Raw genomic sequence first — 25,749 nt, forward strand, 5'->3', positions numbered from 1 at the left:
GACCTCCCCGGGTTTCGGGAGGCCCCGGATCAAGTCCGGGGCAGGGTCTCTATTCGGCGGCTTCCTCTTCCAGCCCGATGAAGCCGCCCGACTGCCGCGCCCAGAAGCGGGCGTAGAGGCCGCCCTTGCGCAAAAGCTCGGCATGGGGGCCGTCCTCGACCACTTCGCCGTCCTCCAGCACCACGATCCGGTCCATCGCTGCGATGGTGGACAGGCGGTGGGCGATGGCGATCACGGTTTTCCCCTCCATCACGCCGTAAAGCGCGCCCTGGATGGCGGCTTCGGCCTCGGAGTCCAGGGCGCTGGTGGCTTCGTCCAGGATCAGGATCGGCGCGTCCTTCAGGATCACCCGCGCGATGGCGACGCGCTGGCGCTGGCCTCCCGACAGCTTCACCCCGCGTTCGCCGACATGGGCGTCATAGCCGCGGCGCGCCTGCGGGTCCTCGAGCGTGAGGATGAAATCATGCGCCTCGGCCTTCTTCGCGGCGGCGATCATCTCCTCCTCGCTGGCGCCGGGGCGGCCATACAGGATGTTGTCGCGCACCGAGCGGTGGAGGAGCGACGAGTCCTGCTGCACCATGCCGATCTGGCGGCGCAGGCTTTCCTGCGTGACGTCGGCGATGTTCTGCCCGTCGATCAGGATCTCGCCCGATTCGGTGTCGTAGAAGCGCAGGATCAGCTTGACCAGCGTGGATTTCCCCGCGCCGGAACGGCCCACGACGCCGATCTTCTCGCCCGGGCGGATGGTCAGGCTGACGTTCCTGAGGCCCCCGAAGCCGCGGCCGTAGTGGTGCGAGACGTTCTTCAGTTCAAGCAGGCCTTGCCGGAAGTCCAGAGGCTTGGCGCCCGGCTTGTCCACCAGGGTGACGGGCTGGGCGATCGTCTCCATCCCTTCCGCCAGCGTGCCGAGGTTCTGCACCAGCTGGGTCGAGGCCCACATGATCCAGTAGGTCATCGAATGCAGCCTGAGGACCAGCGCCACGGCCCCGGCGACGACGCCGACGGTGGCAAGATCATGGGTCCAGAGCCACATGGCGAGGCTGGAGACACCCAGGATCATCAGCCCGTTGATGAAGGTCAGGGCCATGTCCATCTTGGTCACGATCCGCATTTCCTTCTGGAACATGGTGCGGGCGTGTTCGATGGCTTCGCGGGCGTAGTTCTCTTCGCTGGACTGGTGGGCGAAGAGCTTGACGGAATGGATGTTGGTGTAGCTGTCCACCACCCGGCCGGTGACGGCGCTGCGCGCGTCCGATGAGGCGGTAGCGGCAGGCCCCGCCCGGCGGATCGTCCAGCGCATCAGGGCGAGATAGGCCACGAGCCACAGGAGAAGCGGCACCATCAGCCGGGGGTCGGAGTTGGCCAGCATGAGAAGCGCGCCCAGGAAGGTCGCGGCGGCGAAGGCGGCCATGTCGAAGACCTGGAACACCGCGTCGCCGGCGGCGGGGGGCGCCTGCATGATCCGGTTCGCGATCCGGCCCGCGAAATCGCTTTCGAACCAGCCGACGGGCTGACGCAGGACATGGCGGTGCGCCCGCCAGCGCATCATCGTGCCGAAGTTCGTGAGGATCGTGTTGTGCAGAAGGCCCACGGCCCCCCCGGCGACCAGAGGCCGGACGATCAGGATCACCAGGGCGGCGATCATGATCTCGGTCCAGTGGTTTTCCAGAAAGGCCTGCGGCGTCTGGCCAGTCATCAGATCGACCAGGCGGCTGAGATACCAGATCATGCCCACGTCGAGGATCGCGTTGCCGACCGAGAAGACGGCCGTGACTGCAAAGACGGCGCGGAACGGGCGGATGTAATCCTTCAGGAAGGGCCAGAGCCTGCGGGGCGGGGCGTCCTGTTCAGCATAGGGCTGATAGGGATCGACGAGGTTTTCGAGGAAACGGAACATGATGGGATGGCCCGAAAGAAGTGCAGCGATGGGGTGAAGCGGTGCCTGCAAGCGACCGCCACGACGGGACCGGTCAACTCAGGCGAGTCGAAACGAGATCCCGTTTTCCATGCTGGTCTCCTTCTTGGGTGCGCCGTTCGTAGCCGAGTCGCGGCGGATTGTCACGCCCCTTTCAAGAGGTCCTCGCGGCTGAGCGTGAGGTCGGAGGCGAGCCAGCGGGTTTCCAATGCCTTCAGCCGCGCGCCCAGGACCTCGCCTTGCAGCCCGGGCATCAGGTCGGCGGCGGTCACGGGGAAGCGGGCGGTTGCGCCGCGACGGGCCTCGGCCCGCCAGTCCTGCGGGGGGGGTGTGCCAAAGCTGGCGGCGCGGGCGAGGATCGCGTCGGTTGCGAGGTCTGCGCCCAGCCGCCAGCCAAGCGCGGCGGGGGTGTCGCTGGAACCGATGGCCTCGCGGAGGGCGGCGAGGTCCCGCGCCTCGGCCCTGGACAGGCGGAGGTCGGACGTGTCGCCGCCGAGGACGGCAAGGCGGCGGAGCCAGCGGGGCGGTTCGGCGGCGTCGAGGTGCGCCCCTTCGAGATGGACGAGCGGGGCAAGGGCGCGTGGGTCGGCTCCGGGCAGAACGCGGGCGAGGACACCGGCCTGGGACATGGCCGCGACGGCGGGGGCGGGGTCGCGGGCGGAAAGGAGCTTGCGGAGTTCGGCATGGATCCGTTCGCGCGAGATGGCTTCGAGACCCTCGGCCAGGGCGGCGCAGGCGGAAAGACCTTCGGGGTCGATCCCGCCGTCGGGGTCGCCATAGGCGGCGTGAAAGCGGAAGAAGCGCAGGATGCGGAGGTAGTCCTCGCGGATGCGGGTCTCGGGGTCGCCGACAAAGCGGACGCGGCGGGCTTGCAGGTCTGAGAGGCCGCCCAGCGGGTCGATGACGGTTCCGTGGCGGTCGGCGTAAAGGGCGTTCATCGTGAAGTCGCGGCGTCGGGCGTCTTCCTCGATGCGGGTCGAAAAGGCCACCACGGCGCGGCGACCGTCGGTTTCCACGTCGCGGCGGAAGGTTGTGACTTCGTGCGGTTTGCCGTGGGCGAAGACGGTGACGGTGCCGTGGTCGATGCCGGTGGGGACCACCTTGAAGCCTGCGGCCTCGGCGAGGTCCGACACCGTTTGCGGCGTCGCGTCGGTGGCAAGGTCGATGTCGCTGACGGGTTCGCGCAAGAGCGCGTTGCGGACACAGCCGCCGACCAGCAGGGCCTGATGGCCGGCGGCCTCCAGCGCCTGCATCAGGGCCTGGGTGCCCGGATGGTCCAGCCAGTCGCCTGCCACGTTCATTGCCCCACCCGGTCCGCCAACCCCCGCAGGATACGCGCGGTGGCGCCCCAGATGTAATAGGGGCCGTAGGGGACGGCGTAGTAGCGGCGCCAGACGCCCATCCAGCGCCGCCGTTCGATGGCAAAGCGGACGGGGGACAGGACATGGGAGAGCGGGACGGTGAAAATCTCTTCCACCTCGCCCGCCTCGGGGACGGGCGCGAAGGCGCCGCGGATCAGGCCGACGAAGGGGGTGATGGCGAAGCCGGTGACGGTTTCATGCACTGGAAGGGTGCCCAGGATTTCCACGCGGGTTTCGGGAAGGCCGATTTCCTCGCGCGTCTCGCGAAGCGCGGCGGCCTGCGCGCTGGCGTCGGTGGCATCGACCTTGCCTCCCGGGAAGGCGATCTGGCCGGGGTGGTGCTTCAGGTGCGAGGAGCGTTTGGTCAGGATCAGACGCGGGCCATCCTCGCGCAGCCAGACCGGGACCAGCACGGCGGCCGGGCGCAGGGGCTTGTCGGCGGGGGGGCGGAGGCCGGGGTTGAGGTCGAAATCCGAAGACGGCCCGGCGGGGCGGGCAAGCGCCGCGCGCAGGGCCGTCTCGGCATCCATCATTCCGGCTTGACCGCTTCGAAGCCGAGGGTCTTCGGGTCCAGCTCGTAATGCGCGCCGCAGAACTGGCAGTCGGCGGTGACGACCCCGGCTTCGGTGGTCATCCGCGCGATGTCCTTCTGGCTGTAGATCGACATGGTGTTGCGCACCTTTTCCTCGGAGCAGGAACAGCCGAAGCGCACGGGCTGGGCGTCGAACACGCGGGGGCCTTCCTCGTGGAAGAGGCGGACGAGGAGGTCGGTCGGGGGGACCGAAGGGCCGATCATCTCCAGCGTCTCGACAGTGTCGAGAAGAAGGTTGGCGCGGTTCCAGTTTTCCGATTCCGCCCCGCCAAGGATGTCGGCATGGGTCAGAAGCCCGCCCTCGCCCGAGCCCTGTTCGGCGGCGACCCCGCCCGAGGTCGGCATGTGTTGCAGCATGATGCCCCCCGCGCGCCAGTGCAGCGGGCGGCCAGGTTCGGTGCTTTCGCCGTAAGCCAGCTGAAAGCGGGTGGGGATCTGTTCGGACTGGGCGAAGTAGGTCTGCGCGCAGTCGGACAGGCTTTTCCCGGCGATGGGGGTGAAGCCCTGGTAGGGCAGCATGCCTTCGCCCTGGTCGATCATCACGGCGAAATACCCCTCGCCGATCTGGCTGAACGGGTCGGCGTTCAGGTCCAGCCGTTCGGCGTCATAGCTGGCATAGGCGCGGATGCGGGCGGGTTCGCCCTCTGCCGTCGGACCGTAGTAGTCGGTCGCGATCAGGCGGGCGGGGCCCTTGCCGCGGACCTGAAGCGACAGCTTCCAGCGCAGCTTGATCGCCTGGCCGATCAGCGCGGTGAGAAGCGCGGTCTCGGCCACCAGCGCCTCGATCACGGACGGGTAGGCGTGCTGTTTCAGCACCCGGTCAAGAACCCCGTCAAGGCGCGCGACGCGGCCGCGGATGCCCGAGGCGTCAAGTTGAAACGGCAGGACGGTATCGTCCCAGGCGATTTGCGAACCGGTGGTCATGTGGAAGTTCCTGGGGGGTTTCCCGATGGTGCCAGTGCTGGCATACCGCGCCTATATAGGCAGGGCAACCGCAGGTCCAAGGGGAAGCGCATGATCCGACGCCACGGCGAGCCGGTGAAACCGGGGCAGAACTACACCCGCAGACCCGGGGTCTATGCGATCCTGCTGCGGGGCGACCACATCCTTGCCACCCACCAGGCCGAACCCATCCCCGAGTTCCAGCTGCCCGGCGGCGGTATCGACCGGGGCGAGCAGCCGATCCCCGCGCTGCACCGCGAGGTCCATGAGGAAACCGGCTGGAAGATCGCCGTGACCCGGAGGCTGGGGGCGTTCCGGCGCTTTACCTACATGCCGGAATACGATCTCTGGGCGGAAAAGGTCTGCACCGTGTACCTGGCGCGTCCGGTCCGCCGCCTTGGTCCGCCGTCCGAGCCCGGCCATACCGCGATCTGGCTGCCGGTCGAAGAGGCGCTGCACCGGCTGGGCAATCCGGGCGACCGGGCCATGCTGGCCCGCGCGCTAGGTTAGGTCCAGCACCACGCCCGAGACATCATCGGCGAAACTGTCGCGGCCCGACTGCCGGGCAAGGTCCCAGACCAGAGCCTCCAGCAGGTCGGATCCCGAGAGGTGGCCCGAGGCGCGCAGGCTGGCCTTCAGCCCATCCTCGCCAAAGTCGCCCCCGCCGGGCAGCGGACATTCGGTGATGCCGTCCGAGACCAGGACCAGCCGGTCGCCCGGGGCAAAGGGGATATCCTCCCAGTCGTAGGTCGCTTCGGGGATCAGCCCGATCGGCAGCCCGCCGCGGCCCAGCCGTTCCACCTGCCCCGTGGCGCGGATGATCATCGGATGGGGATGGCCCGCCTGCACCAGGCTGATCTGGCCAGCCGCGCGGTCGGCCACGGCAAAGACCATGGTGAAATACTGTTCGGCCTGGATCTCCTCCAGCATGAAGCGGTTGAAGCGGTCGGCGATGGCTTCGGGCGGGAGCAGCACATAGCCCCCGAACGGCCCCTTCTGGAAGGCAAGGTTCTGCTCGGGCGACGAGCCCGTCAGAAAGCCCGCCAGCCGCGCCGTCATCATCGCCGAGGCGACGCCATGCCCCGACACGTCGATCGCATAGACCGCGACCCGGTTGTCATCGACGCGAAAGCTGCCCACCAGATCGCCGCCCACCCGGCCCGAGTTGCGCAGCATCAGCGACACACGGGCCCAGCCATAGTCCCGCACCCGGTCGCGGACCAGCGTCTGTTGCAGCTTGCGCGCCTCGATCAGGTCGCGGTCCAGCGAATCATACAGTCCCTGCAATTCGACCAGCGTCGAGACGATCACCTTGTTCTTGGCCAGAAGCTCGGCCTGCATGGCAAGCATCCGTTCCCCCGCGCGCAGCCGGGCACGCAGCTCGTTCGGGGCGACGGGCTTGGTCAGGAAGTCATCGGCCCCGGCTTCCAGTCCATCCGCGATCTCGGTGGTTTCGGACTTGGAGGTGAGCAGGATGAAGTAGCCATAGGATTCGTGGCCCAAGGCCCTGAATTCGCGACAGAAATCCAGGCCGGACAGGCCGGGCATCATCCAGTCGCTGATCACGATGTCGAAGGCCTGTTCCCGGCAAAGGTCAAGCGCGGCGCTGGCCGAGGCACATTCGCTGACCCGGTATCCCCAGCGGCCAAGCTGCATCGACAGCATGAGTCGCTGCGCCCGGCTGTCATCGACAATCAGCACATGGCGCGGCCCGCCGGCCAGCTGTGCCACAGTCTCGACCCTCATAGCATTGGCAAGCACATCGAATTCTCCAACCTCTTCGGGCAAGGCTGCGCGGTCGGTCTTAACAGCGGGTGAATGTTAAAATGCGCGGCAAGGGAGGCTGGGACGGCGACCATTTGTTAACGGTCCGGGCGCCAGACTGCGCCCCTGGGCAGTCTTGCGGGTGGTGTGTGATGATCGACTGGAAACGGGTTGAAGAATTGCGGGCAGAGATCGGCGCCGAAGGTTTCGCAGAGGTGGTCGACATGTTCCTGGATGAAGCGGACGGCGCGGTTCAGGCGCTCTTGCGCGGGCTTCCGGCGGATGAGGTGGAGGGGCAACTGCATTTCCTGAAGGGCAGCGCGCTGAACCTTGGCCTGTCGGATCTGGCGGCGATCTGCCAGGAGGGTGAGCGTCGGGCAGCCGCCGGAGATGGCGCCAAGGTGGACGTGGCGCAGGTCGCCTCGGTCTACCACGCCTCGCGCGCGGGGCTGCTGGGCCGGTTGTCCACGGGCGAGGTCGGGGCGGCATGAGGTTCTGCTGGCGGCCGTCCGATGCGTCGCGGGCCGGTTCGGTCCGAGGCCGGACGCGGCTACTAGATGAGAAACTCGGACAGGGCCTCGTCGTTGGTGATGTCGCGGAAGGCCAGCCCGGCGGCATCCATCCGGGCGGTGAAGCCCGAGAACCCGTCCGCCGACCGGGTCTCGATCCCGATCAGGACCGAGCCGAAGTTGCGCGCCGATTTCTTCAGATATTCGAACCGGGTGATGTCGTCGTCCGGACCGAGGAGGTTCAGGAACTCGCGCAGGGCGCCGGGGCGCTGCGGCATGCGCAGGATGAAGTATTTCTTCAGCCCGGCGAACCGCTGCGCACGTTCCTTGACCTCGGGCAGGCGTTCGAAGTCGAAATTGCCGCCAGAGGTGACGCAGACCACGGTCTTGCCCCGAATCTCCTCGGCCAGTTCGGGCAGCACATCCAGCGACAGGGCCCCGGCGGGTTCCAGCACGATGCCTTCGTGGTTCAGCATTTCCAGCATGGTGACGCAGATCCGGTCCTCGGGGGCAAGCAGCACGTCTTCGCGGGCCACCCAGTCCAGCCGGCGGAAGGTGTGGTCGCCGACCCGCGCCACGGCGGCCCCGTCGACGAAGCTGTTGACCTGGGGCAGCTTGGCCGGCGCGCCTGCGATCAGGGCGGCGGTCAGGCTGGCCCCGCCCAGAGGTTCCACGAACCGGAACTCCGTCTCGGGCGCCACCGTGCGCAGGTAGCTGGTGACCCCGGAGGCAAGGCCGCCGCCGCCGACCGGCAGGACAACCAGGTCGGGCGCGCGGCCAAGCTGGTCCATCAGTTCGACCGCCACCGAGGCCTGGCCCTCGATCACGTCGGGATCGTCGAAGGGCGACAGGAAATGCGCCCTGGCCTCGGCGCAGAAGGCCTGGGCAGCGGCCAGGGTCTGGTCGAAATAGTCGCCGGTCAGCACGATCTCGATGTTCTGGCCGCCGAAGACCCGGGTCTTGTCGATCTTCTGCTGCGGCGTGGTCACCGGCATGAAGATCCTGCCCGAGACATCGAAATGCCGGCAGGCAAAGGCCATGCCCTGGGCGTGGTTCCCGGCGCTGGCGCAGACAAAGCGCTGCTGGTCGGGCATCTGCGCCCGGACCTTGCGCATCGCATTGAAGGCCCCGCGCAGCTTGTAGCTGCGGACCGGAGACAGATCCTCGCGCTTCAGCCAGATCTCGGCCCCGTGGCGATCCGACAGGAATTCGTTGCGCTGTAGCGGCGTCTCGGGGAACAGCGCGCGCAGGGCGGCGGTGGCTTGGCGGGCAAAGGTCGGGAAATCGTTCATCCGCTTCAGATGCCGGAAGCCGGTGGCCAAGGCAAGGAATGCCTTCGCATGCCGGCTTGCATCGGACAGGGCCGCTGTCCCTGGCACCGTCCTTGCCCTCGGGGGCGTTTCGTTCTAAGCGCCAGCCAAACCGGGACGGAGCCAATCCATGCAGAAGCCGAAGAAAGTCGTCCTCGCCTATTCGGGCGGGCTTGATACCTCGATCATCCTGAAGTGGCTTCAGACCGAATACGGCTGCGAGGTCGTGACCTTCACGGCCGATCTGGGCCAGGGTGAGGAGCTGGAGCCCGCGCGGCAGAAAGCGCTTCTTCTCGGGATCAAGCCCGAGAACATCCACATCTTGGATGTGCGCGAGGAATTCGTGCGCGATTTCGTGTTCCCGATGTTCCGGGCCAATGCGCTGTACGAGGGGCTGTATCTGCTGGGCACCTCGATCGCCCGGCCGCTGATCTCGCAGCATCTGGTGCGCATCGCGCATGAGACGGGGGCCGATGCGGTGGCGCATGGCGCGACGGGCAAGGGCAACGATCAGGTGCGGTTCGAGCTGTCGGCGGCAGCGCTGGACCCGGCGATCAAGGTCATCGCGCCCTGGCGGTTGTGGGACCTGACAAGCCGGACGAAACTGCTGGAATTCGCCGAGGCGAACCAGATCCCGATCGCAAAGGACAAGCGGGGCGAGGCGCCGTTCAGTGTGGACGCGAATCTTCTGCACACCTCCTCCGAAGGCCGCGTGCTGGAGAACCCGGCCGAGGAGTTCCCGGACTATGTGTTGCAGCGGGTGGTGCCGGTGGAACAGGCGCCCGACCAGCCGGAGATGGTGGAGATCGGCTTCGAGCGGGGCGATGCCGTGGCGATCAACGGCGAGCGGCTGTCGCCGGCGACGATCCTGGCGCGGCTGAACGAGCTGGGCGGCAAGCATGGTGTGGGGGTGCTGGATCTGGTGGAGAACCGCTTTGTCGGCATGAAGAGCCGGGGGGTCTATGAGACTCCGGGTGGAACGATCCTGCTGGAGGCGCACCGGGGGATCGAGCAGATCACGCTGGATGCGGGTGCGGGGCACCTGAAGGACAGCATCATGCCGCGCTATGCGGAACTGATCTACAACGGCTTCTGGTTCAGCCCCGAGCGGGAGGCGTTGCAGGCGCTGATCGACAAGACGCAGGAACATGTGACGGGAACCGTGAGGGTGAAGCTGTACAAGGGCAGCGCGCGGACGGTGGCGCGGTGGTCGGAGCATTCGCTGTACTCGGAGAAGCACGTGACCTTCGAGGAGGACGCGGGGGCCTATGATCAGAAGGACGCCGAGGGCTTCATCCGGCTGAACGCGCTGCGGCTGCGGTTGATCGCCAGCCGCAATGCGCGGGTGGCGAAGTAGCTGTGCCGCGCGCGGCGGCTTTCCAAGGTGTAGGAAAATCAATGGATTGAGGGGGCGCGTTTACGTCCCCTTCACTTTTTGGCGCGGCGCTTGGGCCGCTCGTCTTTGCCTTCGGCACTCCTCGCTGAGGGCGGCGAGGAGAAGCAAAGGCGTGCGGCGAGCTAAAGAGCAAGCCGGGTCACCGCCCGTGCGACGGCGCAGACGATGTCGCGGGCATAGGCGGTATCGGTCGTCCGGTCGGCGGCGCGGTGGTAGTTCGGGTTGCCGTCGGCGGCGGGCTCGCTGGCGAGGTTCATGAAGAAATCCTCGCTGGCCAGCACCGCGCCCCAGCCCTGCTGGTGGAAAGCCGCGTGGTCAGAGCGGTTGATCGCCCCGTCATAGACGCTGCGGTCCGGTCCGCCGGAGGTCGAGGTGCCCTTGTAGATCTGCGCCGGTGCAAGGCGGCCCAGTTGCGCAGCGGCCAGGGCCACCCGGTCGGCCAGCGGCAGGCTGAGGTCGCGGACGGCCGGGTCGGTATAGCCCGCGTGCAGCTCGAAGATCCGGTTGGCGTCGGAATTGTAGCCGATCATGTCCATGCAGATGACGCCCCTGACCGGGGCCTTCGCGGCCTTCAGCGAAGCGGCATAGGCCTTGGACCCCACGAGGCCCGATTCCTCGGCGTTGAAGAAGCAGAAGCGGACGGTGTGGGTCAGCCGCCCGGCATAGGCGCGGAAGTGGCGGGCCAGCGACAGGACGCCGGCAAGACCCGAGCCGTTGTCGTCGCGGCCCGGGGCGGGGCTGGTGGGCGCCGAATAGCCCGGCTCGAACCCGGCGGTGGAATCCATATGCGCGCCGACGATGACGAGGCCCGCGCCGAAACCCGGAAGCGGGCAGCGTTGCTTCCACCAGGGAAACCAGGGTTGCAGCTTCAGCACCCTTTCGATCTCGGCGCGGATGGTGGCATCCGGGAGATCGGCAAGACCCTCGGCCCAGGCCTCGGGGGCCAGGGTGTCAAGGCCCGGCAGCCAGCGGTCGGGCGGCGGCAGGGGACCGGAATCGCGCAGGATGCGGAGGTAACGGTCCAGGATCTCGGGCCGGATGCGCAGGCGACCGAGGCCCGGCAGGTCGGCGATGATGTTGGAATGCGTCGCCCCGGCATGAACGAAATCGTGCCGCCAGGGGCAGTAGCCCATGGCGCGGAGGTCGGCGATCAGCGCGGCTTCGGCGCGCTTGTTGTCGGGGTGGGCGGAATGGCGCGAGACGATGGGGCCCGCGGCGTCAAGTGCCGTGACGCCGGTATAGCGGTCGAGGTCGGCGGCGTAGCCGGCCGTCACCACCGCGCAGCGCGGGCGGATTGTGGCAAGGATCTTGCGGATCTCGGGGTCGAGTTCGACGGCTTCGAGGATTTCGGGCAGCTTGCCCACGTCGGGCACGTCGAAATCGGCGGCTTCGGACATGGCGGGCAGGAGCAGGCCCGGATCGGGGGCGATGAATTCGGCATGGCCGTGGCCGCCGTGCAGGTGGAAGGCCTCTGCCGTCTCGCCGGGTTTCAGCGCGATGAGGATCTGGCCGGGTTCGCTGTACAGGATGGGCCGGCCGGCCAGGGCGGTTGCAAGGTCGTCGTGCTGGCCGTGGACGTCGCTGTCCAGCCGCGCCCAGACCAGATCCTCGGTCGCGGGGTCGCAGGCAAGCGGGAAGAAGGACAGTCCAAGGCTGGCAGCATCGGCCTGGGCATCCGGAGGGATCAGGGCGATCAGCGCCCAGCCCTCGGCGGCGGGCTGGAACTGCATCGGAATGGCACCGGACCGGGCGGCAAAGCGTTCCAGCCTTGCGCGCGGGCCGGCCATGCGGGCTGCAACGGGCGTCTGGCCCCCGGCCAGCATCGGGATCAGCGCGGGATGGGCGGCGGGGGTGAAGCCCGCGGCCCGCGCCTCGCCCCGCAGGCGACGGTCGGCCGAGACAAGGGCCGTGGCGGGATCGCCGCCCGACAGGCCGGCGAGGCCGCCGTAGGACAGGGGGCCGATGGGTTGCAGGCGCAGGCCTGCGGGGGCAAGGCCGGACAGGCGCTCGGTCCCCGGCATGTCGGCCGCGCCGGGGATGGCCAGGATGATCTCGACGCCGGACAGGCCGGCGGCGGTGTCCCGCAGGCTGGGGGCGAGATCGAGGCCGAGGATGCGGCCGTCGTCCTCGCGCAGGCTGCCGCTGGTCTGGTCGAGGAGGACGATGGCGCGGGTGATCCGGGGCATGGCGGGTCTCCTGAAGGGTCAGGGCGTGGGGGTTCCGTAGCTCAGGCGCAGCAGGCGGGTGGCGCACCAGCTGCGGGTCAGCACGAAGAGGCGGTCGAACTGGCTGTCGGCCAGCTCGGCCAGGCCGGGCGCGCCAAGCGCGGCGGCGATGTCGTCCACCGTGTTGGAATGGGCGACGACCAGGACGGTGCGCCCGGCATGGCCGGCGCGGATCGCGGCGACGAGGCCGGCGGCGTCGGTGGCGTTGTAGAGCGTCGGTTGCAGCCCCGCGCCCTGCGCCGCCGGGCCGCCGGTCTGGCGCGAACGGGTCGTGTCGGTCACGAAGACGGCCGAGAGGTTGGCGTCCTGAAGCATCCGGGCCAGAAGCGCCGCGCGGGCCTGGCCGGCCGGGGTCAGCGCCGGATCGGCCCCGGCCCCGCGTTCGGCATGGCGGACGAGGACAACCGTTGCCGTCCACAGGACCGCGGCCAGCTTGCGCCGGATCGTGGCGGTCGGCTCGATCTGGTGGTGCGGCAGGAGGCCCGCCTGGGCAGAGGCGGAGGCGGAACGGGTCATGGAAAAGGCCTTCCGGGAAATCTTGAGGAACAAGGCTCCGGGGCCAGGGCGGCCCCGGAGCGGGTCTTGCGCGGTCAGCCGTCGTCGAAGTCGATTTCCAGCCGCATGGTGCGGATGCCGCGGCTGCCGCCCTCGGCCGCTTCACCGCGGAGGATCCGCAGGATTTCCTCGATGGTGGGCTTGCGCGTGCGGACGGGCCGGTCGGGGAACTTCGGCGGCCAGTCCTTCGGGCCGTCCTTGGGCGGATCCTCGTCGTCGGGCTCGCCCGGGTCGTCGTCCTTGTCCATCCGGAAGTCGAGCTTGTAGGTCATCCCGCCCGAAAGCTCTCCATCCAGAAGGGTGCGGATCTGGATCTCGTCGTCCTTGCGGTCGATCGACTGGCGCAGCTGGTCGGCGTCGAAGTCCTTGCCGGGGGTCAGCACCAGCATGACCTTGCGCGTCTCGCGCGGGCCGAGTTCGAACTTCGCGCCGCCGGCCGAGCGGATGGCGAGCCTCCAGCCCAGCTTTTGCAGGAATTTCGGCAGCGTGACCTCGACACGCACCGCGACCGGCTTCTTGAACGGGTTGCGGATCCAGATGACGTGCCTGCGGAAGAGCCTGATGATGTCGAAGAGCGTCGGCCGCACCGGCGAGACGTTGCGCTGGCCGATGTTGTTGTCGAAGGGCACGAAGCGGTGTTCGGGGATCGTGCCCTGGATCGTGGTGTCGTTGCCGGGGTCGCCGGTGGCGTGGGCGATGGCCATCAGGCATTCGTGGCCGACCACCGTGGGCACAAAGCGGAAGGGGCCGAGGATCACGCTGGCACCGGGTGCCAGTGGGCCGGGGGCCGACAGCGTGGGCGTGTCCATCGGCGCCCAGTCGTCGGGGAAGGCGAGACCCGAGCCGGGAAGGGCGTGATAGGCATCCACCCGGACGTTCTGCGCCGGTTGCAGGCCGCGGTTCTTCACCCGGACATACATGTAGCTGCGGAAGCCGACGAGCGGGTTCTGGTGGGTCAGCCCGCCGTCGGGGCGGCGGCGGCACCACATGTCCTGGCAGGACCAGTGGTTCGCAAGATAGGTGTATTCCCCGCCCCGCCCGTCGTCGATGTAGACATCGACGTCCGGCGGGTTGCCTTCGCGGTTCACCGTCTGCGGCTGGCCGGGGGCGGCGCCGGGCTGGAACAGGCCCTGCTTCTCGAAGGCCCAGCGGATCACCTTGTGCAGCGCGCCGCCCGGAATGCCCTTGAACGCGGACGTGGTGCGGTCGGCGGTCTGGAGATTGCCGACGAAGACCTCGGGAATCGGGGTCGTGGCGGTCATCAGGCCGATGGCCTTGAAGATGAGGAAGGCGGTGACCTCGGCCGCCCGCCGCTGGGTCGGCAGATGCGGGGAATCGCCCCCGATCGCGCGATAGAAGCGGAAGAGCGTGGTCGAGAGCACCTGTTCGCCGCCGTACTGGGTGTTCCAGCGCGGTCCGAACCAGGCCCAGCCGTCGGCGATGGCGCGGTCGTGGCGGCGGTCGATGTTGAGCCCCGCCCCGGTCCAGGGGAAGGTCATGAAGCGGTCCGCCGCCTGCGAGCCGGGGTCGTTCAGCACCGCGGCAAGCGTGTCGCCGGCCGAATGGGCAAAGCCGAAGTTCGGGCTGTTGACATGGTCCCACAGCAGCGCATGGCCGAATTCGTGCCAGGCGACGCGGTTGTCGGTGGCGATCCCGATGGTCCGGCCCGCAATCATCTTGCCATACAGGAACTCGCGCAGCCCGTTGCCCATCGCATTGCCCGGGGCCATGGCGTTCACCCCATCCCCGAGCGCGCGGAAGTCGCAGGGCACGGGGAAGGTCGTCCCGTCGAAGTAGGTCGCGACGTTGAAGCCGAAATCCTCCATCGTGCGGAACAGCCGGTCGTTGTGGTAGTAGCAGTTGGTCGCGGTGAACTCTTCGGTCTGGGCATCGAAGTTGAAGGCCCCGGAATTGTTCGGAACGGTCGGGGATGCCTGCACCGGCGCCTGCAACTCGGCGATCCGCACATAGGTCCCGGCAAGCGGTTGCGGCGCCGCCGGGGTCAGCCCGGCCAGCGTGCGCGAACTGCGGAACGGGTTCAGCACCGCGTTCGGCGACGCCGCAGTGACGGCGGCCCCGGTCTGGGTCTGGGGGTCGCGGTCGAAGACAAGCCCCGTGGCGCAGGCGACCAGCGCGCGCAGATAGAGGACGTCGCCCGACTTCGGCTCGACCAGGGCGCGCCAGTTGACCTGGGGTTGGCCCTTGGCCATTGCCGCCTGGAACAGCACCTCGTCGCAGATGTAGTGCTTGCCCTTGGCCAGCCCCTTCAGCCTGGGCGCCGGCAGATGCGGCAGTTCGACCCCGGGGCCGCCGATGCAGCCTTCGTGGTCATGGGCTTCCTCGCGTTCGTCCGGTTCATAGCGCAGCACCACCTGGCGCTCGATCCGGGCGTTATCCATGTCGGGCAGCTCGAAGCCCAGCATCTTGATCAGCGCGGCGCGGCTGACCTTGCGCGGCCCGCCTTCGGCCAGGGCAGAGGGGTTTTCCACCCGGATCTCGGCATGCATCGAGGACTGGACCGATTCCAGCGCGAGGCTATCGCCGTTCATCTGCATCCCCAGCCGCGCCCCGAACACGTCGAGACCCAGCACGGTCTGGCGATAGACCACAACCTTGGTGCCCGCGATGTCCTTCTCGGACTGGAATTCGGCGACCGGACTGTCGCCCGCGCCTTCCGGCACAGGCTCTCCCGCCAGCCGGGTGCCTGCAAGGCCAAGCGTGCCTTGCAGGGATTTCATGTAGTGTTCCGCCGCCAGTTGCGGCGTTGACAGAGTCGTGGCGCTTTCCAGTGTCGAGGCTTCGGGGCCTTGCACAAAGACGACTTCGCCATACTCGTTGCGAACAACGGTCTCGGCCATCCTATGTCCTTCCTGAATGGGCTGGCCTGCGGAATGCGGGCCGGAAAAATGCGACAGACGCCGGAAAACCCCGGCAAAAACAGCAAGGTGATTCGGAAGATGCGGGCGCGGAAATGAATGAGGCGCCTGAACGACACCTTACCGCAATCGCCCGAGTCGGCCAATCGCTGTTTCAACCCTGGGCGGAACCTGACGCATTATTCACGCTGAAATGCGCGGAAATGCGTTACAATTTCTGCGATTGTTGATTGTTTCCGGTTTTCTCTCCGTTGCATCGGCACCCCTGCCAGAGACGAATTGGCGTCTCTGCCGATCGTTTCCTGCTGCTGCTCCGGTCCTGTCCATTCCATGAAACTAACCTTTGCAAACAGGAGTTGGGCCGATGTCGCTTTCCGGATTGCCGTTCCTGCGCTCGCTGATGCAGGAGGCCGCGCCCGAGGACGGGCGGTCGCTTTACGACCCCGACCGGCTGCGGCTGGCACTGACGGTGCCGGCGGGTGGCGAGGACGGGGCGACGCTGCGCAAGCGGCTGGCGGGGCTTCTGGGATCGGACCGTTTCGCGCTGGAACCGCTGTTCGAGGCGGCCGAGCCGGACGAGCCGTTGACCTATACCTTCGCCCCGCATGGCCTTGACCGGACCCTGCCCGAGGACGTGCTGTTTGCCATCAGCGCCGATCTGCGCAAGGCCCTGGGCCTGGTGGCCTGCGATCCCGACATCGGCGCTGCGGTCTATGTCGAGCCCGTGCCCGAGGTCCCCGCCGGGACCGAAGGCGTGGTCATGGACGCGATCTGCTGGGCGAAGGGCATCGCGCCCGAGCCCAAGACCTGGGCGCTGGAGACGACGCGGGTGCTTCAGGCCTGGGCGCTGTCTCCGGGCAAGGGGCAGGGGATCATCGTGGCGCAGCCCGATACCGGGATCGCCGACCATGCCGAATTCGCGGATACCACCTTCGATTTCTCGAAATCCCTGAACCTGATCGAGGGCGGCAAGCAGCCGACCGATCCGCTTCTGCCCTCGATGTCGAACCCTGGGCACGGGACGGGAACGGGGTCGGTGCTGGCCTCGGGCGAGGGCGGCCTGATGAAGGGCGCGGCCCCGAAGGCGACGCTGGTGCCGATCCGCGCGATCAATGATGTGAAGATCGTGAACGCGGCGCCGGTGGCCAGGGCCATCGACCATGCGGTCAATGTCGGCGCGCATGTGATCTCGATGAGCCTGGGCGGCATCCCGACCTTTGCGCTGCGCCAGGCGGTGCGGCGGGCGGTGCGCAACAACGTGATCCTGGTGGCCGCGGCGGGGAACTGCATCGGCGCGGTGGTCTGGCCCGCGGCTTATCCCGAGATGATCGCGGTCGGGGGCACCAACCAGAAGGACAAGAAGTGGAAGGGCTCGTCGCACGGGCCGGCGGTGGACATCTCGGCCCCGGCGGAATTCGTCTGGCGGGCGGACCGGCAGAAATCCACGGCGCCGAGGGACGGGGTCGTGGGCGGGCAGGGCACATCCTTTGCCACGGCGCTGACGGCGGGGATCGCGGCCTTGTGGCTGGGCCACCACGGCCGGGCACAGGTGATTGCCGAGGCGAACCGGCGCGGGATCAGCGTGCAGGCGCTGTTCCGCACGGCGGCGCAGCAGACGGCGCGGAAGCCGCCGGGCTTCCCCTCGGGCCTGGGGGCAGGCGTGATCAATGCCGAGGCACTGTTGCAGCTGCCGCTGGCCGGCATCGCGGCCGCTGCGCCGGAATCGCCGCTTGACCCGGACCCGAGCGGCGGGATCGAGCAGGCGCTGACGCGGCTTTTCGGTCCGGGGCGGGTGGATCCCGACTTCGACTGGGACGCCTACGGGCCGGAAGTCGCGGCCCTGGCCCTGGCCGATGCGCGGGCGGGCAGAAGTCCGCGCGGGCCGGGGCGCGAGGCGCGGGCGTTCCGGATGGCCTCGCCCGGTCTGGCCGATGCGGCGGCGGCCAGCCGCGATCCGCGCCTGGCGCAGCTGGCGCTGCGCGGGCGGCCGCGGGCGCCCTCGATCCTGATCCCTGCCCCGGTGGATGAGGGACGGGTGAACCGGGTGCTGACGGGCATTGCCGCGACGCGGGTGCCGGGCATCACGGCGGAATCCGCGGCGGCGATGGATCCGAAGGTCGGCCAGGCGCGGCTGGACCCGCAGGGGCGGCAGGAGTTCCTGCACCCCCTGGCCGAGCGTCTGGCCAACAGTTCGCAGACCGTGGACCTGAACCGGCTGGACGAGGGACTGGCCAGGCTGCATGCCGAGGGCACCTCGGCGCGGCTGGACGACACGGTGATGATCCAGCTTGAGGCGCTGGTCTCGCTGACCGAACGCCCCGCGATTGCGGTCAACTGGCGCACCACGCCGGAGGGGCGGCAGGTGCAGACCATCGACACCGATCACCCCGATCTCGGCCAGTTCGCCGGGCTGCTGGCGCTGGCGCGGCAGGATCTGGAGGACGGGCCGTTGCAGGCCGTGGGGCGGATCGACGGCGACGGCATCCATCTGGGCACGGGCTTTGTCGCAGGCCAAGGGCTGGTGATGACCAACCGCCATGTGCTGGAGGAATTCGCCAGCCCCCTGCCGCGCGCCGACAGCCCGCGGCGCTGGCAGATGGTGCGGGCGGCAACGATCGACTTTTCGCCCTCGGGCAACGATCCGGCGCAGAAGTTCGCCATCGAGGAGGTGGCCTTTGCCGGACCGCAGCAGATCAGCCGGCTGCCGATCAGCTTTGACAAGCTGGACATGGCGCTTTTGCGCGTCCAGACGGTGAACGCGGCAGGCATGGCGCTGCCGAAGCCCTTCCGGGTCAACGCCGACACCGCCTGGCGGGGGGCGGATGCCAACCTGTTCGTGGTGGGCTACCCGGCGCCGCCGACGGCCGTGCCAAGGGACGAACGTGGCGCCATGCGGCATGATGTGGTCGAAAGGCTGCGCGAGCTGTTCGGGCTGAACTATCGCCGCAAGTATTTCAGCCCCGGTCTGGCGCAGTCGGCGCGGGCCTGGGTCTTCGACCATGACGCGACGACGCTGGGCGGCAATTCCGGTTCGGTCGTCGGACATCTGGCGGGCGATCTGCCGGCGGTGGGGCTGCATTTCGCCGGTGACTGGCTGCGGGCCAACCATGCGCATGACCTGGCCCAGGTCCGGCTGACCACCCCCGGCCTTTCGGTGCTGGTGCCGTGACCGCGCCGACCCTGACCGACGCCCAGGCAACGGGACTGGCGCGCGGGATCACGGGCAGCCGTCCGGCCGTGGCCGCGATCCATGACGAGATCGCCGCGCGGGTCTCGCCGGACCTCGACGACTTCAAGACGGTGGCTTTGGGCCTCCAGGATCCGGTTCAGGCCTTCGCAGCGGTGATCAGGGCCGCCTCGGCGGCCGATCCGCCCTGGCACGGCATCCTGATGGCCGAACTGGCGGCGCTGGGCATGATCGACCTGCCGGCGGCGATCACCGGGGCCGAGGCGGCGGGCGGGTCGCTTTCAGTCCTTCCCGAGAATTTCGGCGCGGCCGGGGTCGCTGCCCAGGATTTCGTCACGGCCATGGCCCCCGCCCTGGGCATGGCGGACCTGTTGGCCGCCTTCAACCTGTCGGCCCGCCGGTTGTGCCATGTCCGGGTGCTGGACGCGGCGCAGGACAAGGTGGTGAGCCAGGGCACGGGGTTCCTGATCGGGCTGCATACGGTGCTGACCTGCTGGCATGTGGTGGCTCCGCTGCTTGAAAGGGCAACGGGCAACATGCTGGAGGGCAGCTTTGCGCGGCTGTCCTGCACCTTCGAACGGCTGGGAGCCGCTGACGGTCGGACCCATCCGGTGCAGGAGAACTGGCTGGTCGGCTTCAGTCCGGCGCCACGGCAGCCCGGCGACCCGCAGCCGCAAGCCTTCAGCCCGGATGGCACGTTCCTGGATTACTGCGCGATCCGGCTGCGGGGGGCGCCCGGACGGGAACGGGGGTTCTACGATCTGGCAGCCTTCGGTGGGCTTGACCACAAGGACGACAACTTCTTCGTGTTCCAGCATCCGGCCGGCGTGCCGCAACGGGCCGGGTTCGCAAGGAACACGCGGCTGGACGACCACGACCCGAACCATCTGCGCCACGAGGTCTGGACGGCCAGCGGATCCTCCGGCGGGTTGTGCCTGAACAACAGGCTGCAACCCGTGGCGATGCACCGGGCCGCGGCCAGGGTGCGGAATGCGCAAGGTCAGGTCACGCAGCACTACAATCTGGCTGTCCTTCTGAAGTCGATCCACGCAGCGCGCCCTGACCTTGGCGATCCGAGGCTGGGCGATCCGCAGGGGCTGAACGACCGGCTGTGGCGGCTGGCGGACGGATCGCGGGCGGTGGTGGGGCGGCTCAGCTCGCAGAGCACGCTGCGGCAGATGGCGCTGCGGCCCGATCCGGCGATCCTTGTCGTCCAGGGGCCGAAGGAAAGCGGAAAAAGCTTCTCGACCGCGCTCTTGCGCGATTCGCTGCCGATCGAGACGCGGATCATCATCGAACTGTCGGCGACCGAACTGCCGGCGCGGGCGCTGGACCTTGCCCGGATGATCTTGGCGCGGGCCGGCATGCCGGCGGCCCGGATCGACGCGGCGCTGGCCGCGCCGGGCAACCTGACCACGGCGGCCGCGACGGTGGCGGGGATCTTCAACGCGATGAAGCGGGTGCTTCTGGAGATGGCCAGGGCCGATCCGACGCAGGCCCGGACGCTGTGGCTGGTGATCGACGAACTGGACGTGGCCCGCCTGCCGGGGATCGGGGCGCGGATGCTTCTGGACCGGATCTACAGCGACGAAGAACTGCGCGCAGTGCTGCGCGTGGTGCTGATCGGGCTGAAGGACACGCTGACCGGGGTCGGGTCGAACCTGATCGGCTTCGACACCTTGCCGGACCCGGCGAAGATCGATGCGGGAGATGTCGAAAGCTGCCTGGACGGGTTGACCGTCGGGGTCGGGAAGGTGCCGGACGTGGGCCAGTCACGGCGCCACGCAAGGCTGGTCATCGGCGCGGCCGAAGTGCTGGCCGAGGAGGCGGGCAGGCGATCCAGGCTGGCGCTGCTCTCCGGCTATCTGTCGAGGGTTTACATGAAGGCGCTTGAGGAATGGTAGACCTTGCCCCCCTTCATCTGACCCGCGCGGCCCTGATGGGGGCCTTCGATCCCCTGACCCTGCTGGGCCTGACCAAGGGCAAGGACGCGCCGCGTCTGCGCGCGCTGGCGCGGGTGGCGACCGAGGTCAAGCTGGGGGAGACCTGGCTCTGGCGCCTGACGCCGGATGCGCAGCGCGAGGGGCTGGCATGGTTGCCCGGCGGAGACGAGCGCCGCAAGCTGCTGGCCGATCTGCCGCCGGGTTCCGGTGACGCGCTGGGCCGGGCCTTGCGACTGCTGCTTGCGGGCGGGCGCGCGCCGCCGCCGATTGCCCGGCGGCGGCGGGCCCGACCATCGGAGGCGGAACTGCCCGAACTTCTGGCATTGTTGCAGGCGCTGGAGCTTTTGACGAATGTCGAGGTCACGCTTGAGGGCTGGGCCGCCGAGCCCGACCTGGCGCGGCGGCTTGCCGTGGCGACGGTCGCGGCCGACAAGGGTGCGGCAAGCCGGCAGATCCTGGGCTGGACCCTGCACGGGCGCGGAACGCAGTTGGCCGCCCTGCACGCCTTCGCCGCGCGGGGCGAGGTCCGGATGCCTCCGCTTGTGCCCCCCGAAGCGGTCACTGCCCGCAGGTCTGCCGCGGCGCCGACGGTGATCCTGTCCGGGCTGGGCGGCAGCGGGAAGTCCGCCTTGATCGAGGCGCTGCGCCGGCGTCTCGGGCGCGGCGAGGTCATCTTCCGGGCGGTGTTCGATCTGGACCAGCCCGCCCTGCGGGCCGGGAACAGGGTGGCGCTGACGCAAGAGCTCTTGCGCCAGATCGGAGAGCAGCGCGACGACCTGGACGAAAGGCTTTCGGCGATCCGGCAGAGCCTGCGCGCCGGGGTGGCGGCGGGCAGCGAGGTGGTCGATCCGGGCCGCGAGGCGAGTGCGGTCCTGGCCAGTCTGGCCGCGCTGAACGATCTTCTGTCCGAGGACGGCGAGCTGCCGATCCGGCTGGTCCTGATCTTCGACACCTTCGAGGAGGCGCTGATCCTGGGCGAGTTTCAGATCAGGCTGATTGCGGACTGGATTGCTTTGCTTGGCCGCAGACGGTTGCAGCCAAGGGTCATCCTGGCGGGCCGCGAGGCCGACAGGATCCCGGTGTCCATGCTTCCCGGACTTGCCGTGCAGGGCGTATTGCCCCTGGGCGACCTTGGCACGAGGGCGGGTCGGGCGCTTTTGCGGGACCAGTTCCGGGCGAGGAAGGTTGCCGCCGAGGACCTGGTGCCGAAGCTGGTCGCGGTCTACGGCTCGGACCCGCTGACCCTGGTGATGCTGGCACGTTTCGCCGAAAGCCTGGGCAGCGAGGGGCGCGATGTCCGGGCCGACCTGATCGCCCTGGCAGAGGACGGGGCCTCGGAGGCGCGCGCGCGGCTGGACGGCGAGATGCAGCAGACCTTCCTGTTCTCGCGCATCCTGAACCGGTTGCCGCGGCAGGACGTGCAGGCCCTGGCGAGCCCCGGCCTTGTCCTGCGCCGGATAACGCCCGAGCTGATCCGGGAAGTGCTTGCCGGCCCCTGCGGGCTGAAGCCGGGGCTCACGAGGGCCGAGGCAACGCAGCTGTTCAAGCGCCTGGCGGACGTAAGGTGGCTGGTGCGGCCTGTTTCCGAGGAGCCGCCGATGGTCGAACATGTCCCCGAACTTCGCCGGCGGATGCTGTCGCAGACCCTGCGGGACCCCAGGGCAAAGGCGGTGGCCGAGGCGGCGATCGCCTGGTTCGAGAGCCTTGATGCAAGCGACCATCCGGGGGCCGAGCTGGAGGCGATCTACTACCGGGCGCTGCTGGATCCCGCCAGCCTGCCCCGCGATCCCGACCTCTTGCGGCGACTGGACGACCATCTGGGCGTGTTCGTGGCCGACCTGGACTTCGCGCGCGAACTGTTCCGGCATGCCCGCGGCAAGATCGTCAGCCAGAAGACGGTCCAGTCCCTGGCCTGGGGCGAGGCCCGGTTCGGCGCGCGCGACCAGCGGATCAGGTTGCAGATGTCCGAAGGTCAGGAGCGCGCCGCAAGCGCCGAGACGACCATGGCTGGTGGCCCGGAGGAAAGGGGGCCGATGTCGGCCGGGGAAGTCACGCTTGCCTTTGTCGAACTGCGTCTGTCCGTCGCCGCCGCCCAGGCGCCCCGGCTAGCGCGCGCGCTGCTGGATGCGTTTCCGGGCACGGTCACGCGGCTATCCTTTACCGGCGGCGAGATGGCTGCCGAGGACCTTCAGGATCTCTCGCTGGCGGCGCTTCAGGCGGCGACGGCCTGCCTTGCGCCCGAGGTCGGACCCGGACCGGCGACCGATCTGCGGGCCGCGGTCCGCGACTGGCTGGACGATGCCGAACAGCGCGCGCGGTTGAAATGGGCCTATGCCAATGCGACGCAGCAGTCCGGGCAGCTTTGGCCCGCCCGGCTGGCTACGGTGCTGGTCCTGTCGCTGGCCGACGGGACGGCGCTGTCCGACCTGGGAGAGGCCCTGCCGCTGGGGGTGCAGGGCATGGCGCGGCTGTCGCACAGCCCCTTTGCCTGGCGCAGCCTGCGCCTTGTCGGCCCGCTGCGCGAGGGGGCCGAAGTCAAGGGCATTGCGCTGGCCTATCTGGGGCATGAGGTGATGGCGGTCGTGGCGGCAGAGTTCCAGGCCTGGGTCGGGTCCAACGTCCCGAAACCCCGGCAAGAGGAGCTTTCGCGCGTGTTCCGGACACTCTTCGACAACCCGGCGCAAGTGTCGATCCGCGATCACAATGCGGTCGATGCGATGCTGTATCGCGAGGACGTGACGATCCGGGACCGGCTGCCGTCGCTCGCCCGGCTGCCTTCGGCCATGCCGGGCCGCCTGCCCGAGTTCCACGGCGCCTTCAGGTTCATCCTGACCGGCGATGAACTTGCGCCCGAAGTGGTGCAGGAAGCGGTGGCCGACCTGGCCCGCCGCGTGCCCTGGTGGCCGGGCGATCTGGACCCCGAAGCCTTTGCCGAAGCGCCCTACAGCCTGACGCTGGTCGCCTCGCTGGTGGACACGGCGGACCGCTGCGGCCGGTTGCCGGACCTGGCGGCGGCCCTGGCGCGTCAGGCCGGAGCCCCCGCAGCCTGCCAGCGGCTTTCCGACCTGATCGAGGCGACCGCAAGCCATTACCGCCACGCCGCCGATGCGGCCCATGGCCTTCAGAGCTTGCCGCGCGGCAGGGAAGCCGGCCCACCGTTCCAGCTGCCGGACAGTCTGTAGGACTGGTCGATGCGGTCGTGATGCCAAGAAAGCTGTCCGCTGACCTGGCCGCTGACCTCGATCTCCAGCGACAGGCTGTCTGCCGTATCCGCAACAAGCCTGTCGGTCGCGGTTCCCTGGACGGCAATCTCGGGCCAGTAGCGGCAGGAGGAGAAGCTGTAGTCGGTGCCCGCATCGGTCGCGGCGGCCGCAACCGTGCCGCCGAACGGGCAGCCGAAGCTCGTCGCGTGCTGGCCGTCCCAGCCGGACAGCGCGATCATGCCGAACAGCTCGGTCTCGACGGCGCGGGCGACGGCGAAGGGATCGGACCTTTCGGCCGGATCCGTCAGCGTCAGGGGTATGTAGTCGGCCATCGGCTCCTGTTGGCAGAGCTGTTCGCGCGCGGCGGGCAGGGTGCCATCGTAGAGCAGCGCCTGGACGATGCGGTCGGGGCAGGCCTGACCCCGGCCCCAGATCACGTGCGATCCGCCGGCCATGAACACGCCATAGGCGTTGCGGGCCGCGTCCAGCACCGAATAGGCCATCGAGGCCGGCGTGATCGGGTCGCGGTCGCCGTTCAGGACCAGCGTCGGCCAGTCGCCGCCGGCATAGGGCGCGGGTCGCCGGTCCGGCCCCTGATGCGGCCACAAGGCGCAGGCCACCCGTTCCAGATAGTAGGACCGCAAGAGACGCGGTGCCATCGGGCGCAATGCCCGGGCCTCGTCCAGGATGCGGCGGGCGCGTTCCTCGGGCGTGCCTGCGCCGCTGCCGTAGTCGGAACAGGTGATGGCGAAATAGGCCGCGCCGAACCAGCCGGGATCCAGGATGCCGATCTCGGTCTCGGGGTCGATATACATGTTCAGGTAGCCAAGCTGGAGCATCGGCACCAGATTGCCCCGGCTGGCCGCCGCCAGCGCCCGCAGGAATTCGGCGCGGCCTTCGGGCGAATAGAGGGCGAAGAAGGCGTTGGCCTCCAGAAAGCCCGTGGTCAGGTGGCGCGTGGCCATGGTGTCGTCGGCCAGCGGATAGGGCACCGGGATCGGCGCTTCGGCCGCGCGGCGGGCCAGATCGTCATAGGCCGCCGCCGCCCCGCCGGGAATGTCGGCGGCACAGGCCGGCAACGCGTCGCAAAGCGCGAAGGTCTCGGCCAGAAGTGCTTCGGCTGCAAGGGTGTAGCGGCGGTAGAAGCCCTCGGCGTCCAGCGTGAGATCGACCACGCCATCCAGGATCACCCCGCGCACTGCCTGGGGGAACTGGGTGGCATAGGCCTGCACCAGCTGGGTGCCGTAGCTTTCGCCGTAGAGCCAGACCTTCGGCCCGCCCAGGGCCTGACGCAGCGCCTCGGAATCGCGGATCGCCTGGTCGGTATTGACGAAGGGCAGCAGCCAGTCGGCGTCCAGTTCCGCCGTGCAGTCGGTGACGAAGCGGCCGGCCGTTTCAAGCACGCCTTCGGGGTCGTCGATCGAGACGGGGGCGATGTCGAACCGCGCCTGGGCGGTGGGGCAGGCCAGACCATGCACCGCCCCCGTGCCGCGCTGATCGACGAAGACGATGTCCATCGATTCGGCAAGGCTGGGGTCGAAGGCGGCCAGGTAGCTGTCGGTCGAGGCAAGGCCCGATCCGCCCGGGCCGCCGACGAAATAGAACAGGATGCCCCGGCTTTCCCCGGAGGCGAAGGACAGGGCGAAGGTGATGTCCAGCGTCCGGTCGGGATCGTTTGCCCAGTGATCCAGCGGCACGGTCAGCGTGGTGCAGCTGAGGTTGCTCATCTCGCAGGGGAAGAGGTCAAGCCCGGCGGCGGCCTCGCGCAGCGACAGCTCGGCGAAGGCGGGGGTGCAGGCGGGGCCGGACAGGAGACCGATCAGGATCAGGGCGTGACGCATCGGGGCCTTTCCGTCGGCGCAGGGATTCGGCGGCGGCCGAGGCCGACTGCCCCGGCAGGCTAGTCGGGCGCGGCGCAATGGCCAAGAGGGGATGCGCGGATCGGCGGGCCTCACCGTCAGGCTTCACTTG

At 68.8% G+C, this 25,749-nt stretch carries 16 protein-coding genes; 6 read left to right on the top strand and 10 right to left on the bottom strand.

Going from position 1 to position 25,749, the window contains the following annotated elements; genetic code table 11:
• Positions 1-49: 49 nt before the first annotated feature.
• The 4 genes from G8O29_RS04380 to hslO form a co-directional block, all read right to left on the bottom strand.
• The gene (locus G8O29_RS04380) at positions 50-1,897 is read right to left on the bottom strand and encodes an ABC transporter ATP-binding protein (RefSeq protein WP_166401992.1); all 1,848 of its coding nucleotides are present in this window, start codon (positions 1,895-1,897) and stop codon (positions 50-52) included.
• 161 nt (positions 1,898-2,058) lie between these two features.
• Positions 2,059-3,216 (bottom strand): CCA tRNA nucleotidyltransferase, encoded by a 1,158-nt coding sequence (locus tag G8O29_RS04385; RefSeq protein WP_166401993.1) that lies wholly within the window; start codon positions 3,214-3,216, stop codon positions 2,059-2,061.
• Positions 3,213-3,809, bottom strand: coding sequence for a CoA pyrophosphatase (locus tag G8O29_RS04390; protein WP_166401994.1), 597 nt, complete (start codon positions 3,807-3,809; stop codon positions 3,213-3,215). Before G8O29_RS04390 ends, G8O29_RS04385 begins: the two co-directional genes overlap by 4 nt.
• A complete protein-coding gene (gene hslO / locus G8O29_RS04395) occupies positions 3,806-4,792 on the bottom strand; it encodes an Hsp33 family molecular chaperone HslO (RefSeq protein ID WP_166401995.1) in 987 nt (328 codons plus the stop codon). The genes G8O29_RS04390 and hslO overlap by 4 nt, the downstream gene beginning before the upstream one ends.
• 90 nt (positions 4,793-4,882) lie before the next feature.
• Here hslO and G8O29_RS04400 point away from each other — a divergent pair, with 90 nt between their 5' ends.
• Positions 4,883-5,320, top strand: a complete 438-nt coding sequence (locus tag G8O29_RS04400; RefSeq protein ID WP_166401996.1) for an NUDIX hydrolase — start codon at positions 4,883-4,885, stop codon at positions 5,318-5,320.
• Here the strand turns inward: G8O29_RS04400 and G8O29_RS04405 are convergent.
• Positions 5,312-6,556, bottom strand: a complete 1,245-nt coding sequence (locus G8O29_RS04405; protein ID WP_166401997.1) for a PP2C family protein-serine/threonine phosphatase — start codon at positions 6,554-6,556, stop codon at positions 5,312-5,314. The genes G8O29_RS04400 and G8O29_RS04405 overlap by 9 nt on opposite strands.
• Before the next feature lie 170 nt (positions 6,557-6,726).
• On the opposite strand from G8O29_RS04405, the gene G8O29_RS04410 reads away from it, so the two are divergent.
• Positions 6,727-7,065 (top strand): Hpt domain-containing protein, encoded by a 339-nt coding sequence (locus G8O29_RS04410; protein ID WP_166401998.1) that lies wholly within the window; start codon positions 6,727-6,729, stop codon positions 7,063-7,065.
• A gap of 62 nt (positions 7,066-7,127) precedes the next feature.
• Here G8O29_RS04410 and ilvA read toward each other — a convergent pair whose 3' ends face one another.
• Positions 7,128-8,375, bottom strand: coding sequence for a threonine ammonia-lyase IlvA (gene ilvA / locus G8O29_RS04415; protein WP_166401999.1), 1,248 nt, complete (start codon positions 8,373-8,375; stop codon positions 7,128-7,130).
• Between the two features lie 148 nt (positions 8,376-8,523).
• On the opposite strand from ilvA, the gene G8O29_RS04420 reads away from it, so the two are divergent.
• Positions 8,524-9,750, top strand: coding sequence for an argininosuccinate synthase (locus G8O29_RS04420; protein WP_166402000.1), 1,227 nt, complete (start codon positions 8,524-8,526; stop codon positions 9,748-9,750).
• A 161-nt stretch (positions 9,751-9,911) separates the two neighbouring features.
• On the opposite strand, the gene G8O29_RS04425 is transcribed toward G8O29_RS04420, so the two are convergent.
• From G8O29_RS04425 to G8O29_RS04435, 3 genes are all read right to left on the bottom strand, one after another.
• Positions 9,912-11,975, bottom strand: coding sequence for a M28 family metallopeptidase (locus G8O29_RS04425; RefSeq protein ID WP_166402001.1), 2,064 nt, complete (start codon positions 11,973-11,975; stop codon positions 9,912-9,914).
• 18 nt (positions 11,976-11,993) lie between these two features.
• Positions 11,994-12,530: a phosphoglycerate mutase family protein gene (locus G8O29_RS04430; protein ID WP_166402002.1), complete on the bottom strand. Its 537-nt coding sequence runs from the start codon at positions 12,528-12,530 to the stop codon at positions 11,994-11,996.
• A gap of 74 nt (positions 12,531-12,604) precedes the next feature.
• Positions 12,605-15,427: a hypothetical protein gene (locus G8O29_RS04435; RefSeq protein ID WP_166402003.1), complete on the bottom strand. Its 2,823-nt coding sequence runs from the start codon at positions 15,425-15,427 to the stop codon at positions 12,605-12,607.
• A 382-nt stretch (positions 15,428-15,809) separates the two neighbouring features.
• Here G8O29_RS04435 and G8O29_RS04440 point away from each other — a divergent pair, with 382 nt between their 5' ends.
• Genes G8O29_RS04440 through G8O29_RS04450 form a run of 3 tightly spaced genes read left to right on the top strand, consistent with a single transcriptional unit; the run spans position 15,810 to position 23,757 of the window.
• Positions 15,810-18,614 (top strand): S8/S53 family peptidase, encoded by a 2,805-nt coding sequence (locus G8O29_RS04440; protein WP_166402004.1) that lies wholly within the window; start codon positions 15,810-15,812, stop codon positions 18,612-18,614.
• Complete coding sequence (locus G8O29_RS04445) at positions 18,611-20,536, top strand: trypsin-like serine peptidase (RefSeq protein WP_166402005.1); 1,926 nt, start codon at positions 18,611-18,613, stop codon at positions 20,534-20,536. The genes G8O29_RS04440 and G8O29_RS04445 overlap by 4 nt, the downstream gene beginning before the upstream one ends.
• Positions 20,530-23,757: an AAA family ATPase gene (locus G8O29_RS04450; RefSeq protein WP_166402006.1), complete on the top strand. Its 3,228-nt coding sequence runs from the start codon at positions 20,530-20,532 to the stop codon at positions 23,755-23,757. The genes G8O29_RS04445 and G8O29_RS04450 overlap by 7 nt, the downstream gene beginning before the upstream one ends.
• On the opposite strand, the gene G8O29_RS04455 is transcribed toward G8O29_RS04450, so the two are convergent.
• Positions 23,697-25,619, bottom strand: coding sequence for an alpha/beta fold hydrolase (locus G8O29_RS04455; RefSeq protein ID WP_166402007.1), 1,923 nt, complete (start codon positions 25,617-25,619; stop codon positions 23,697-23,699). The genes G8O29_RS04450 and G8O29_RS04455 overlap by 61 nt on opposite strands.
• Positions 25,620-25,749: the final 130 nt, after the last annotated feature.

This window comes from Rhodobacter calidifons (assembly GCF_011174775.1).
GTDB lineage: Bacteria > Pseudomonadota > Alphaproteobacteria > Rhodobacterales > Rhodobacteraceae > Tabrizicola > Tabrizicola calidifons.

Bases quoted from the DNA above. Each gene is read 5' to 3' on its own strand.
- G8O29_RS04380 (WP_166401992.1), bottom strand. From the start codon at position 1,897: ATGTTCCGTTTCCTCGAAAACCTCGTCGATCCCTATCAGCCCTATGCT.
- G8O29_RS04385 (WP_166401993.1), bottom strand. From the start codon at position 3,216: ATGAACGTGGCAGGCGACTGGCTGGACCATCCGGGCACCCAGGCCCTG.
- G8O29_RS04390 (WP_166401994.1), bottom strand. From the start codon at position 3,809: ATGATGGATGCCGAGACGGCCCTGCGCGCGGCGCTTGCCCGCCCCGCC.
- hslO (WP_166401995.1), bottom strand. From the start codon at position 4,792: ATGACCACCGGTTCGCAAATCGCCTGGGACGATACCGTCCTGCCGTTT.
- G8O29_RS04400 (WP_166401996.1), top strand. From the start codon at position 4,883: ATGATCCGACGCCACGGCGAGCCGGTGAAACCGGGGCAGAACTACACC.
- G8O29_RS04405 (WP_166401997.1), bottom strand. From the start codon at position 6,556: ATGAGGGTCGAGACTGTGGCACAGCTGGCCGGCGGGCCGCGCCATGTG.
- G8O29_RS04410 (WP_166401998.1), top strand. From the start codon at position 6,727: ATGATCGACTGGAAACGGGTTGAAGAATTGCGGGCAGAGATCGGCGCC.
- ilvA (WP_166401999.1), bottom strand. From the start codon at position 8,375: ATGAACGATTTCCCGACCTTTGCCCGCCAAGCCACCGCCGCCCTGCGC.
- G8O29_RS04420 (WP_166402000.1), top strand. From the start codon at position 8,524: ATGCAGAAGCCGAAGAAAGTCGTCCTCGCCTATTCGGGCGGGCTTGAT.
- G8O29_RS04425 (WP_166402001.1), bottom strand. From the start codon at position 11,975: ATGCCCCGGATCACCCGCGCCATCGTCCTCCTCGACCAGACCAGCGGC.
- G8O29_RS04430 (WP_166402002.1), bottom strand. From the start codon at position 12,530: ATGACCCGTTCCGCCTCCGCCTCTGCCCAGGCGGGCCTCCTGCCGCAC.
- G8O29_RS04435 (WP_166402003.1), bottom strand. From the start codon at position 15,427: ATGGCCGAGACCGTTGTTCGCAACGAGTATGGCGAAGTCGTCTTTGTG.
- G8O29_RS04440 (WP_166402004.1), top strand. From the start codon at position 15,810: ATGTCGCTTTCCGGATTGCCGTTCCTGCGCTCGCTGATGCAGGAGGCC.
- G8O29_RS04450 (WP_166402006.1), top strand. From the start codon at position 20,530: ATGGTAGACCTTGCCCCCCTTCATCTGACCCGCGCGGCCCTGATGGGG.
- G8O29_RS04455 (WP_166402007.1), bottom strand. From the start codon at position 25,619: ATGCGTCACGCCCTGATCCTGATCGGTCTCCTGTCCGGCCCCGCCTGC.